Below are 12,150 nucleotides of genomic sequence, written 5' to 3' on the forward strand. Positions count from 1 at the left end.
TTAGAAGTGCGATCAGCTTGCTTGCGGGATGATCACGATTTCAACCCGCCGATTACGCGCTTTGCCTTCGGGCGTGAGGTTGCTGGCAACGGGTTGGTCTTCGCCGCGCCCAATGATCCGCATACGGCCGTAGGACACGCCGCCTGCTGCAATCTCATCCGCGACGGCGTTGGCACGGCGCTCGGACAAGCTGTAGTTATAAGACGCAGCCCCATCGCTGTCCGTATGACCGATAACTTGCACGATGCTGCCGGGATAGCGCTGCAGGCTACCCGCCACCTTGCGCAGGTCGCTGCGCACCACCGAGGAGATCGCTGCACTGTCGGTGGCAAACGTCAGATCATTGGGCAGCGAGACGATCAGGCGATCGCCGGTATTGACGATCGAAATTGAGTCATTGTCGAGACTCTGGCGCAGCTCGGCCTCCTGCTTGTCGAGTTCACGACCAATCAGCCCGCCCGCAAGCGCTCCAACCGCAGCGGTCCCGATAATCGTTTCCGCCTTGTCGTCATCCGCAGTCGCAGCGCCAATGCCAGCCCCGATCAAGCCACCGATGATAGCCCCGTTCTGAGAGCGGTTGATCCCGCCGGGCGCACCGTAGGACGCAGGATCATCACAGGCACTGAGGGCAACGGCGGCGGTCAATACGCCAAGAGCGGGGAGTTTTGCAAAAGACATACTGTCTACCTTTTCTTCTTCAAACCTGTCTGGCTTTGCGCGCGTGTTCTGCTCGGCGCACCGACATTATGTATAGATATTGTGCGCATTACGCCGCGCAGCAAGCACCAAGACCTCCGGTTCGGCGAAATGCCGCGCACCATGGCGCCGCCAATCGGACGCATCTGATCGGTCGCCAGTGGGCTCGACTACGCTTTGTAGACATAGGTGTTGCTCTCCTGCTCCTGCCAGAGCTTTCGCAACACATCTGCCTCAGCGGCAAAGGAGCAGTCGAGCAATTCTGCCGACATCATGCGCTCTGTGCGAAAGTGGCGAAAGCCGCCACGCAACTCGCACCACGCCGCAAGCAACGTGCAGTCGGTGTGATAGATGAGCGCGAGAGGGCGCAGAACCCGTTCGCTGCGTTCTCCAGCGCCATTCACATAGGCCAGGTGCAACTTTTGCGAACTGCGCACCGCTTGGCGAAGGATGGCCTTTGAGACACACCCCTCCTCGGGATTGTCAAGCGGGGCGCCATAGGGCGCGACCTGCAGCCACTCAGCGCTGGCATGTACGTCGCAGATCTTGCGCCCTACACGCGCAGCTGGCTGCTGCAGCGCACCATCCCCGGTGCGCATCAACATTGCGAGGCCGACGTGCAGCGCTTCGATTTCCTCTTCGTCGAAATTGAGAGGCGGCAAATCGTAACCCTTGCGTAGCATGTAACCGATGCCCGCCTCGCCCTCGACCGGGGTACGCATGGCCTGAAGTGCGGCGATATCGCGGTAAATCGTGCGCTTGGAAACCTCAAGCTGCGCCGCAAGATCCTCGGCCCGTACCGACGCAGGCGCCGCGCGCAGGATCTGGATCAGCTCGAACATCCGATTGCTGCGAGTCATGAAACCTCCGGTGATGGCACCTCTCTGGCACCTGATTTGACAGCCTGCTGCCAATCTAACAGATCCCGCTGACAACAGGGTGTCAGCAGCGTTCTGGTTGTCTCGCGGATACTACAACCCGAAACGGAGATCACCATGTCCGCTTATGATTGGCTCGCACTCGCCACCCTCGGTCTTGACCACTGGCAACAACCGCGCCAGCCGCGCACCACCTATGAGATCGAACGCCAAGAGGCCTGGGATCAGATCGAGGCCCTTCAACGGGCGAAACGGCGCACAAGGCGCACAAGGCGCACAAGGCGCAAAGCCTTGATGAAAATGATAAACCTGTCAATCCGCGTGCCGTTCAGGCGACGGCCTTCGGGTCGGTCTCGGTACGGGCCGCCTCAAAAGCCAGCATCGCACGTTTGACGGGCACACCCCAGTGATAGCCCCCCATGCCTCCGCCTTTGCGAAGGACGCGATGGCAGGGAATGAGCCAGCTGAGCGGATTCTTCCCCACGGCCGTGCCAACGGCGCGCACGGCACGTGGGTTATCGATCGCCTCCGCGATATCGCCATAGGTGGTCGCTTGACCTTCAGGGATCTGCAACAGCGCCTCCCAGACCTTTATCTGCAGCGGGGCGCCAATCAGATGGAGGGCGGTTTCTCCCTTTTGGGCAAAGGCGGCCTCAACCCGCGGGCGAAGGGCATCGGGGTCTTCGACAAACTCCGCCTTCGGCCAGCGGGCGCGCATGTCCTCCCAAGCGGCCTCTGGCCCAACCTCGGCGGCAAAGGCCAGCCCACAGAGCCCCTTCTCTGTCCCCATCGTAAGCGCCTGCCCAAAGGGGCTGTCAAACCACCCCCAGCGCACAGTAAGCCCCGCGCCACGGCGGGCATAATCTCCTGGGCTCATGGCCTCCCATCGGACAAAGAGGTCGTGCAACCGTCCCGATCCAGAAAGGCCCACCGCATGTGCGGTCTCCAGAAGAGGCAGATCCTCGTGGAGCAGCGCTTTGGCATGACCAAGGCGCAAATATTGCTGATACCGCTTGGGGGAAACGCCAGCCCAAGAGGAAAAGACGCGCTGGAAATGCGCGGCGCTCATGCCCATGCGCGCCGCCAGCTCCTCCAGCGACAGATCGCCACCATCCGCATCGATGACCTCGATAGCGCGCCGGATCACCCCGTAATGGTACGCCTGTTCATCCCGTTGCATGGCACCTCGTCCTCTTGTATTGGGTCAATACTCTGGAGACGCACCTTAGCCAACGTGCCGCGCGGCGGCGACCCGGAACCTGCGGTTTGGCCGTCCAGGCCCATGGTTAGCGCGTCTTTTGCATCGCAATGCGCCGCCCGCGGCAAATGCTTTGCGTTTTTAATTTGCGCCCCCGTTCCGCAGCGGGCAAAAGAAGCCCCGATGGCCAAGCAACTCGATTATCATACGCTCCGCGAGATCTTTACGCGGTTCCAGGACGCCGAGGCCGAACCCAAGGGCGAACTCGACCATGTCAACGTCTACACGTTGGTGGTGGCCGTGGCTTTGTCCGCTCAGGCCACGGATGCTGGCGTGAACAAAGCCACCAAGGATTTGTTCAAGATTGCCGATACACCCCAAAAGATGCTCGACCTCGGCGAGGAGGGTGTGATCGAACACATCAAGACGATTGGCCTTTATCGTAACAAGGCCAAGAACGTCATCAAGCTATCGCGCATTCTCGTCGACGAATACGGCGGCGAAGTTCCTTGTTCGCGCGCCTCACTGGAGAGCCTACCGGGGGTCGGGCGCAAGACCGCAAATGTGGTTTTGAACATGTGGTGGCGGTACCCGGCACAGGCAGTGGACACCCATATCTTTCGCGTCGGCAACCGGTCGGGCATCTGTCCGGGCAAGGATGTAAACGCGGTCGAGCGCGCAATCGAAGACAATATCCCGGTCGACTTCCAGCTGCATGCACATCACTGGCTGATCCTGCATGGCCGTTATCATTGCAAGGCGCGCAAACCTCTGTGTGCGACCTGCATCATCCGTGACCTCTGCCTCTACGAGGAAAAAACACTATGACCAAAACCTACCAACTCGTTGGCATCGGCAATGCTGTTGTCGACGTGATCTCGCAATGTGATGACAGTTTTCTGGATCACATGGGGATCGAAAAAGGCATCATGCAGCTGATCGAGCGCGAACGGGGTGAGGTGCTTTATGCCGCGATGAAAGAGCGGGTGCAGACCCCGGGCGGATCCGTCGCCAACACAATCGCCGGGGCAGGTGCGCTGGGGCTGTCCGCCGCGTTTATCGGGCGGGTGCATGACGACGCTTTGGGGCGGTTTTACGCAGAAGCCATGCAAGACGATGGCGTTGATTTTGTGAACCCACCCGTCGCTGGCGGCGAGCTGCCAACCTCGCGTTCGATGATCTTTGTCTCGCCCGACGGCGAGCGGTCGATGAACACCTATCTTGGCATTTCATCAGAGCTTAGCTCGGCAGATGTCTCCAACGCGGTCGCCGGCCAAGCGCAGATCATGTTCCTCGAGGGCTATCTGTTCGACAAGGACAAGGGCAAATCCGCCTTTATGGAAGCCGCACGCGACTGCCGCGCGGGCGGTGGCAAGCCCGGCATCGCCATCTCCGATCCGTTCTGCGTCGAACGCCACCGCGCGGATTTCCTGAAACTGATTGAGACCGAGCTGGAATTTGTGATCGGCAACGAGGATGAGATCCGCTCGCTGTTTGAGACAGATGATCTGGAGGCGGCGCTCGCCAAGACAGCCGCGATTTGCCCGTTGGTGGTCTGCACGCGCTCTGGCGATGGTGTGACCGTCGTCAGTCAGGAAGGCCGTATCGATGTCCCTGTGATCAAGGTTGTGCCTGTCGATGCAACCGGCGCTGGAGATCAATTTGCGGCAGGTTTCCTGTTCGGGCTCGCCGAGGGACGGGATCTGGAGACCTGCGCACGCATGGGCAACGCCTGCGCCGCAGAGGTTATCAGTCACATTGGCCCCCGCCCCAAGGCAGACATGCGCGCTGTGCTTAAACAGGCGGGTCTCCTCTAATCGATCTTGCGGCCGGGCGGAGTTGAACTTTGGGCCGGTCCCGCATCGCTGAGACTATTCGTCTTACCCAAAACCACCCAACCGCAGGTAGATTTCAAATTACGAAATATGTGAATGGGTGTTTCCGCTGAGCGACCCCTATTCACATAGACGAACCGATTCGCACGAACCCAGCAAAACCATCAAATTACGCAATACAGACACCCGTGACCTGCATTCAGAACAAAAAGCTTGCATAATCGTATATCCGCGACCCAAAAGCATGTGCCGGCCGGTATGTTTGCAAATTTTTAAAGCACGCGCCGAGAAAATCCTGTGAAGGCTCAGAAAACCCACAGGACACCAAGATGTTTCGCTCAAAAAACATGCGAATTTCTCGCAAGCTGCCGCTGCTGTTTGCAGGCTTTTGCGCGGGAACCAGCTTTCTTCTCATTGCCGCTTCCTTGATCGCCTTCAACCGCTTTGCAGAACGATCTGTGCAGGACCAAATGGTGTCCCTTCTGGCCGATCGAAGCTATTCGGTGCGGCAAATCATCTCCAACATCGAGACTGATCTTGTTTCTTTGTCCCAGTCGCCCGCGACGTCCTCTGCCCTGGTGGCGTTTGACGAAGGCTGGGAGGCTCTGGGTCCGGATGCACAAGCCGCCCTGCAAACGGCCTACATCACTCAAAACCGCCACCCCAGCGGTGCAAAGCACAAGCTTGATCGCGCGGAGGGAGAGGCCGCCTATCACGACGCCCATGAGACCTTTCACAATGGCCTGCGAACGCTGATTGAAGTCAAAGGCTATTATGACGCCTTCCTGATCAATCCCGAAGGCGACATTATCTATTCGGTCTTCAAGGAGCTGGATTACGCCACCAACCTCAGCGATGGAAAATATGCACAATCCGGCCTTGGTGCTGCCTATCGCGCGGCCACTAAGGCGGCGGAACGCGAGGTCGTCTTTGCAGATATGGATCCCTATGCGCCCAGCGCGGGCGCGGCGGCAGCATTTCTGGCAACCCCTGTCAAAGGCTCCGATGGCTCCCTCATCGGTGTGATCGCCGTGCAAGTACCCGTCGATATGCTAGGCGTGATCACCAACAACAGCGATGGGCTTGGCAAAACCGCGCAGGTCTTTCTTGTAGGTGCTGATTTTAAGGCCCGCACCAAATCCCGTTTCGACGGCGGCTTTGGCGTGCTGGAGACGCTGCCCGAAGTCGACCACATCAAAGAAGCCCTGCGTGGCGAGACGGGCTTTTCCGTTGGAACAATCGGCCTGGATGGCCACCCAGTATATGCGGCATCGCGCCCCCTGGGCCTCGAGCTGGCCAATTGGGCTCTGGTGGTCGAGCAAGATGTTTCGGATGTGATGGCTCCTGTGCGCCAAAAAGCGTGGGCCTTGGTTCTCATCGGGCTCGCGGTCTGCACGATCATGTCATTGATTGGCTGGCGGATCGCAACCTCGATCACGCGCCCCCTGCATCAGATCGCAGTGGGGATGGATCGCGTCGCCTCTGGAGATGTGGCCACCACAGTCGAAGAAGCCCAGCGCAGCGATGAAATCGGCGACATCGGGAAATCGCTTCTGTCGCTGCAAGAGGACCTGAAAGTCGCGCGCGATGCAGAAGAGCAGCGCATCGAGCAACAGCGCGAACAGGAGAAGGTTGTCGAAAACCTGAGCGCGGGGCTTTTGCAGCTTTCTCAAGGTGACTTCTCCGCCACGATTGATACGCCGTTCTCCGGCGAGCATGAGACGCTGCGCGCGGACTTCAACAAGACCGTCACCACACTGAATGAGACGCTTGGGCATGTGGTGACTGCGGTGAGCCGCATCCGAAACGGCGCTGCAGAGATCAATCAATCTTCCAACGACCTGTCCCATCGCACAGAGAGCCAGGCCGCGACACTTGAAGAAACTGCCGCTGCATTGGAAGAAATGACCGCAAGCGTGAAATCTGCGGCGGATAGCGCGCGCAGCGTGGAAACCATCACCGGCGAAGCCAAACAGGAGGCAGAAGCCAGTGGCAAAGTGGTGCAAAACGCTGTGACCGCGATGACCGAAATCGAAGAATCCTCAAAACAGATCGCGCAGATCATTCTGGTGATCGACGACATCGCCTTTCAGACAAACCTGTTGGCGCTGAACGCAGGTGTCGAGGCGGCGCGTGCAGGTGAAGCCGGTCGCGGGTTTGCCGTGGTCGCAAGCGAAGTGCGCGCATTGGCGCAGCGGTCTTCGGACGCCGCGATGGAAATCAAAACGCTGATCGGTGAAAGCTCCAAACAAGTGGAATCGGGCGTTGATCTGGTGGGTAAAGCCGGCGAAGCCCTCAACATGATCGTCGAGCGGGTCAATAATATCGCGCAGCTGGTCTCCGGCATCGCCGAAGGCGCTTCAGAGCAATCCAACGGGATCGAGGAAATCAACACTGGCATGGTGCAGCTGGATCAGGTCACGCAACAAAACGCCGCGATGGTCGAAGAGGCTTCAGCAGCTTGCCAGATGCTTGACACTGACGCATCCGAACTGGGTGGCGTTGTGGCCAAGTTCAAACTCTCCGGTCAAACTGCACAAAACACCCCAACCACATCCACGGCTGTGTCCTCGGCGGCTGCCAGCGACAGTTGGGATCTGGACGCGGAAACGGATGAGACGCCCATGGCGCCTACAGCACATGGGGTCCCCACCAGCAACGGCAACGCGGCCTATAACTTTTACGAGGACTTCTGATCGCGCACCACGCTGGGTCCGAGGTATCCGTCCAGCTGATGGGCACCAGCACTTGCGCCGCTCCATGAGGGGTGCGCCACGTCAGCTGCGGCCTGCGGCGGTCAGGGCCTTTGACAAAAGCTGCGCCAGATTTTCCACGTCGGCCGTCGACAGCCCCTCAAGAAGCGAAGCCTGCGTGGCCACATGTGCCTCGACGACCTGATCGATCAGAGCAATCCCCTTGTCGGTCAGCGCAATCAGGAAACTCCGGCTATCGCTGGGATTTGTCGTACGCGTGACCAGCCCGTCCGCCTCAAGACGATCGATCCGGTTTGTCATCGTCCCGGAAGCCACCATCGTTGCCTTCATGAGGTCTCCGGCAGAGAGACAATGCGGAACCCCAGCACGCCGCAGGGTCGCCAGAACATCGAACTTCGCACCGTTCAACCCAAAGCTGGCAAAGGTTTTCGCCATTGCCTTGGAGTATTCAAGCTGAAGCCTGCTCACCCGGCCGATCACCCCCATTGCGGTGACATCAAGGTCGGGGCGTTCCCGTCGCCATTGCTCTAAAACGAAGTCCACATGATCCATTTGCCAGTAATGTGCCGCCGCACGAAGAACGTCAATGTCGGCATATATCTTGACATCGAGACATACGTCAATTATCTCGACATCAAGATATACAAGAGTAGAAATCATGACACAGACAAGAGACCTTGCGCTCACGGCGCTGGCGCCCGCGATTTGGGGAAGCAGCTATTTTGTGACCACAAGCTTCCTGCCCGGAGAATCTCCCTTTCTGGTCGCACTCTTGCGCGCGTTGCCCGCAGGAATCTTGTTGCTGGCACTGGTGCGCCAGCTGCCGCCTGCGGCCTTGTTGCCAAAGATCATGGTCCTCGGTGCGCTGAACTTTTCCGTCTTTTGGACGCTCCTGTTCCTGTCGGCCTACCAGTTGCCAGGCGGGGTCGCGGCGACATTGGGGGCGGTGCAACCTCTCTTTGTCGTTGGCCTGTCGGGTGCGTTGCTCGGAACACAGATCCATAGCAAAGCCGTTGCCGCCGCGATGCTGGGGATGGTGGGCGTCGCACTGTTGGTTCTGGGACCGGATGCGCGCCTCAACGTAACGGGTGTGCTGGCAGGTCTGGGTGGCGCGCTCTCGATGGCATCCGGAGTGGTTCTGAGCCGCAAATGGCAACCTGACGTCCCCGCGCTGACCTTTACCGCGTGGCAACTCACCGCCGGGGGAATCCTGCTTATACCCGTCGCCGTGATCGCACTGCCAGAATGGCCAAGCCTCAGCGCGCATAACCTTATGGGTCTTGGCTATATGAGCTTGATTGGCGGCGCGCTGACCTATGTCCTTTGGTTTCGCGGCATCGCGCGCATCGCCCCCGCACAAATCTCGCTCTTGGGGGTGTTCAGCCCGCTGACCGCCGTGATCCTCGGGATGGCTTTTGCAAACGAGACCTTCTCGATCTGGCAGGCTATCGGGGCATTTGTCGCCCTGTTCTCGGTCTGGTTGGGCGGGCAAGCGCCGCGCGCGCGCCCCAAGTCCCCCGCCACGCAGGTGCCAGCCGAATAACTCTGGCGCGCCCTCGACGGGGGTGCGCTTGCAAGCTTCAGCTTATTCCTTATCCGACGGGATCAACGCGCCGTCGAAATTGTCGGGCAACTGCGATGGGCACGCCCCGCCCTGATGGCATTGAAGAACCGTATCACCGGCGCGCCCGTCTTCGGCGGAAAAGAAGAAACCGCCACATGGCTCGACAACCGCAACCACGCGTCCTTCGATCTGTCGCGCAAAGAACAAATAGCGCGTTCCGGACACCAGACTGCCACACCACGGGCCAAGGCAATGGGCCTCCAGAATGATCTCCCCCTCGACGGGTTGGTCAAACATCCGTTGCCCCAACAAGAGCCCCGTCACCTGCGCCGGAATCTCGATTGGCTCTTCCGTCGCGCTGGGGTTTGCTTCGGAATATTGAGGCAACAGCGCTTCGTCAAAACTTACGCGGCCTTCAATGACCACAAAAGCGTCCTCGCGTTCGGACACGATCCGATAGACATCCCCCGGCCCCATCGGCAAACAGCTGAGCGCACCGGCCTCGGTCACCGTCAAGAGGGCCAGCCCCGCAGCGAGGGCAATGTTACAAATGGGCTTTGAATTCCTCGACAACACGGGCGTAGACCTCCTTTTTGAAAGGAACAACCTTGTCCACCAACTGCTCCACGGGCTGCCAGCACCATGCTGAAAACTCGGGGCTGTCGGTTGCAATATTGATCTGATCGTCACGCCCAAGAAAACGCAACAGAAACCATTTCTGCTCCTGACCACGATACTTTCCGCCCCAGAAATGCGGCACAACGTCATGGGGCAAGTCATAGGGTAGCCAGCCATCGCTTTCGGCAATGACTTCGACCAGATCTGGGGTGACGCCGGTTTCTTCTTCGAGCTCGCGCAACGCCGCGACACGGGCATCCTCGCCCTTATCAATACCGCCCTGAGGCATCTGCCATGCTTCTTTGTGGCGATCCATCCGCTGCCCGACCCAGACTGCGCCTGCAGCATTGATCATCATGACCCCCACGTTTGGGCGGTATGGCAAAGCGGCGATCTGCTCTGGGGTCATTTCCTTGGCGGGTATTTTGCTCATGCCTCAGTCTCCGGTGAGGGTTGCTCCGCCCCTCTTAGACCGTTTGCCGCCGGGGCACGCAAGGGGGTGACGCCGCGTCTGCAGGTGACATTCCATGCGCTTCGGGCGATCCTTGCGCCCTCACGCGGTGCCCGTAACAAGTGCCGCGCAGTACACAGAGGGAGAGTGTCATGGCTGCGTACCCACATCTGCTGGCCCCGTTGGATCTGGGCTTTACCACGCTGAAGAACCGGGTTCTGATGGGCTCCATGCACACCGGGCTCGAAGAGACCCGCGACTGGAATCGCGTGGCCGAGTTCTATGCTGCGCGCGCGCGTGGCGGGGTGGCCTTGATGGTCACCGGCGGCATTGGCCCCAACCTCGAAGGCTCCGTGCTGCCGGGTGCGGCGATGATGACCACAGAAAAAGATGTCGAGAACCATTCGGTCGTCACGAAGGCCGTACATGAGGCAGACGGCAAGATCGCAATGCAAATCCTGCACGCAGGCCGCTATGCCTATGGTCCCAAATGCGTTGCACCGTCGCCCGTCAAGTCGCCCATCTCGCCCTTCCCCCCGACCGAGCTCGACGAGGAAGGTATCGAAAAACAGATCTCCGACATCGTGAACGCCGCGCGGCTGGCGCAAGAAGCAGGCTATGATGGTGTCGAGATCATGGGGTCGGAGGGGTACTTCCTCAATCAGTTCCTCGTCACACATACCAACAAACGCGAAGACCGCTGGGGCGGATCCTATGAGAACCGCATGCGTCTGCCGGTCGAGGTGGTGCGCCGTGTACGCGAGGCCGTGGGGCCGGAGTTCATCCTGATTTATCGTCTCTCGATGATCGATCTTGTGCCTAATGGCTCCACCTTCGAGGAGGTCGTGCAACTGGCCAAGGCGGTCGAGACCGCCGGGGCGACGATCATCAACACCGGCATTGGCTGGCACGAAGCGCGCATACCGACGATTGCCACATCGGTGCCGCGCGCGGCCTTTGCCTGGGTGACGCAGAAACTGATGGGGCAGGTCTCGATTCCGGTGATCACTTCGAACCGGATCAATACGCCCGAGGTTGCAGAGGACGTCCTCGCGCAGGGCTGTGCCGATATGGTCTCCATGGCGCGGCCAATGCTGGCGGATGCGGATTTTGTGGCCAAAGCCGCCGCCGGACGCGGAGATGAAATCGCGCCCTGTATCGCCTGCAACCAGGCCTGTCTGGATCACACGTTTGGTGGCAAGCTCACGTCCTGCTTGGTGAACCCCCGCGCCTGCCACGAAACCGAGCTCACTCTCACCCCTGCTGAGACGATCAAATCCGTCGGGATCGTCGGTGCTGGACCTGCGGGTCTGTCGACCGCGCTTGCCGCGGCAGAGCGCGGCCACAAGGTCACGTTGTTTGATGCCGCAGATGAAATCGGCGGGCAGCTCAATATGGCCAAACAGGTCCCCGGCAAAGAGGAGTTCTGGGGGCTTGTTGATTGGTATCGCACTATGATTGCAAAGGCAGGCGTCACTCTGGAATTGGGCCGCCGCGTCGATGCCGCAGATCTCAAGGACTTCGACGAGGTGATCATCGCGACCGGAGTCACGCCGCGTGATCCACACATTCCGGGTCAGGACCACCCTTCGGTCCTGAGCTACATCGACGTCCTGCGCCACAAAGCTCCGGTTGGAGAAAAGGTTGCGGTCATCGGGGCGGGCGGCATCGGGTTTGATGTGTCGGAATACCTGCTGCACGAGGGCGAAAGCCCCGCTGAAAGCCTACCACTTTGGATGCGCGAATGGGGGGTGACCGACCCGGCCGATCATCGATCGGGCCTCGCTCCCGAGGGCCCTCAGCCCGAGGCTCCGGCACGCAAGGTCACCTTGCTGCAGCGCAAGGCAGAGCGCCACGGCAAACGTCTGGGAAAAACAACCGGCTGGATTCATCGCGCAACGCTCAAGATGAAAGACGTCGAATTTGTCGGTGGCGTCAACTACGAGCGCATCGACGATGATGGCCTGCATGTGAGCTTTGGCGAAGCGCGCGAAAACCCAACCGTGATCAAGGCAGACAACATCGTGCTGTGTGCCGGACAGGTCAGTGAACGCTCTCTTGCGGACAAGCTCGCCGAAATGGGAATCACCGCCCATGTCATTGGCGGCGCGGATGTTGCGGCAGAACTCGACGCCAAACGGGCCATAAATCAGGGCACCCGCCTCGCGGCCACGCTCTGAACAGAGCCCTCTCGTT

The 12,150-nt window shown here is 59.7% G+C and carries 11 protein-coding genes; 5 read left to right on the top strand and 6 right to left on the bottom strand.

Annotated features, from left to right (window positions below; genetic code table 11):
* Positions 1 to 12: 12 nt before the first annotated feature.
* From TM1040_RS16670 to TM1040_RS16680, 3 genes are all read right to left on the bottom strand, one after another.
* A complete protein-coding gene (locus tag TM1040_RS16670; RefSeq protein ID WP_011539767.1) occupies positions 13 to 678 on the bottom strand; it encodes an OmpA family protein in 666 nt (221 codons plus the stop codon).
* Positions 679 to 866: 188 nt separating this feature from the next.
* Entirely contained in the window at positions 867 to 1,556 is a 690-nt protein-coding gene (locus tag TM1040_RS16675) for a helix-turn-helix transcriptional regulator (protein WP_011539768.1), read from the bottom strand.
* Positions 1,557 to 1,902: 346 nt separating this feature from the next.
* Positions 1,903 to 2,754 carry a methylated-DNA--[protein]-cysteine S-methyltransferase gene (locus TM1040_RS16680; RefSeq protein WP_011539769.1) on the bottom strand — a complete coding sequence of 284 codons (852 nt, stop codon included), beginning with the start codon at positions 2,752 to 2,754 and terminating at the stop codon, positions 1,903 to 1,905.
* A 201-nt stretch (positions 2,755 to 2,955) separates the two neighbouring features.
* On the opposite strand from TM1040_RS16680, the gene nth reads away from it, so the two are divergent.
* From nth to TM1040_RS16695, 3 genes are all read left to right on the top strand, one after another.
* Complete coding sequence (nth, locus tag TM1040_RS16685) at positions 2,956 to 3,600, top strand: endonuclease III (protein WP_044026892.1); 645 nt, start codon at positions 2,956 to 2,958, stop codon at positions 3,598 to 3,600.
* Entirely contained in the window at positions 3,597 to 4,589 is a 993-nt protein-coding gene (locus tag TM1040_RS16690) for an adenosine kinase (protein ID WP_011539771.1), read from the top strand. Before nth ends, TM1040_RS16690 begins: the two co-directional genes overlap by 4 nt.
* 347 nt (positions 4,590 to 4,936) lie before the next feature.
* Positions 4,937 to 7,303, top strand: coding sequence for a methyl-accepting chemotaxis protein (locus tag TM1040_RS16695; protein ID WP_011539772.1), 2,367 nt, complete (start codon positions 4,937 to 4,939; stop codon positions 7,301 to 7,303).
* An 81-nt stretch (positions 7,304 to 7,384) separates the two neighbouring features.
* On the opposite strand, the gene TM1040_RS16700 is transcribed toward TM1040_RS16695, so the two are convergent.
* Positions 7,385 to 7,873 carry a MarR family winged helix-turn-helix transcriptional regulator gene (locus TM1040_RS16700; protein ID WP_011539773.1) on the bottom strand — a complete coding sequence of 163 codons (489 nt, stop codon included), beginning with the start codon at positions 7,871 to 7,873 and terminating at the stop codon, positions 7,385 to 7,387.
* Between the two features lie 106 nt (positions 7,874 to 7,979).
* On the opposite strand from TM1040_RS16700, the gene TM1040_RS16705 reads away from it, so the two are divergent.
* Positions 7,980 to 8,864, top strand: a complete 885-nt coding sequence (locus tag TM1040_RS16705; RefSeq protein ID WP_044026895.1) for a DMT family transporter — start codon at positions 7,980 to 7,982, stop codon at positions 8,862 to 8,864.
* Positions 8,865 to 8,906: 42 nt separating this feature from the next.
* On the opposite strand, the gene TM1040_RS16710 is transcribed toward TM1040_RS16705, so the two are convergent.
* Both TM1040_RS16710 and TM1040_RS16715 read right to left on the bottom strand, forming a co-directional pair.
* On the bottom strand, positions 8,907 to 9,461 hold the full coding sequence (locus TM1040_RS16710) for a hypothetical protein (RefSeq protein WP_254658838.1): 555 nt from the start codon (positions 9,459 to 9,461) through the stop codon (positions 8,907 to 8,909).
* Positions 9,430 to 9,912, bottom strand: coding sequence for an RNA pyrophosphohydrolase (locus TM1040_RS16715; protein ID WP_044027267.1), 483 nt, complete (start codon positions 9,910 to 9,912; stop codon positions 9,430 to 9,432). Before TM1040_RS16715 ends, TM1040_RS16710 begins: the two co-directional genes overlap by 32 nt.
* A gap of 194 nt (positions 9,913 to 10,106) precedes the next feature.
* Here TM1040_RS16715 and TM1040_RS16720 point away from each other — a divergent pair, with 194 nt between their 5' ends.
* Positions 10,107 to 12,134 (top strand): NADPH-dependent 2,4-dienoyl-CoA reductase, encoded by a 2,028-nt coding sequence (locus TM1040_RS16720; RefSeq protein ID WP_011539777.1) that lies wholly within the window; start codon positions 10,107 to 10,109, stop codon positions 12,132 to 12,134.
* Positions 12,135 to 12,150 lie beyond the last annotated feature (16 nt).

Source organism: Ruegeria sp. TM1040 (assembly GCF_000014065.1).
GTDB lineage: Bacteria > Pseudomonadota > Alphaproteobacteria > Rhodobacterales > Rhodobacteraceae > Epibacterium.

Coding starts and splice junctions, on each gene's coding strand:
- TM1040_RS16695 (WP_011539772.1), top strand. CDS start 4,937: ATGTTTCGCTCAAAAAACATGCGAATTTCTCGCAAGCTGCCGCTGCTG.
- TM1040_RS16690 (WP_011539771.1), top strand. CDS start 3,597: ATGACCAAAACCTACCAACTCGTTGGCATCGGCAATGCTGTTGTCGAC.
- TM1040_RS16700 (WP_011539773.1), bottom strand. CDS start 7,873: ATGGATCATGTGGACTTCGTTTTAGAGCAATGGCGACGGGAACGCCCC.
- nth (WP_044026892.1), top strand. CDS start 2,956: ATGGCCAAGCAACTCGATTATCATACGCTCCGCGAGATCTTTACGCGG.
- TM1040_RS16705 (WP_044026895.1), top strand. CDS start 7,980: ATGACACAGACAAGAGACCTTGCGCTCACGGCGCTGGCGCCCGCGATT.
- TM1040_RS16680 (WP_011539769.1), bottom strand. CDS start 2,754: ATGCAACGGGATGAACAGGCGTACCATTACGGGGTGATCCGGCGCGCT.
- TM1040_RS16715 (WP_044027267.1), bottom strand. CDS start 9,912: ATGACCCCAGAGCAGATCGCCGCTTTGCCATACCGCCCAAACGTGGGG.
- TM1040_RS16670 (WP_011539767.1), bottom strand. CDS start 678: ATGTCTTTTGCAAAACTCCCCGCTCTTGGCGTATTGACCGCCGCCGTT.
- TM1040_RS16720 (WP_011539777.1), top strand. CDS start 10,107: ATGGCTGCGTACCCACATCTGCTGGCCCCGTTGGATCTGGGCTTTACC.
- TM1040_RS16675 (WP_011539768.1), bottom strand. CDS start 1,556: ATGACTCGCAGCAATCGGATGTTCGAGCTGATCCAGATCCTGCGCGCG.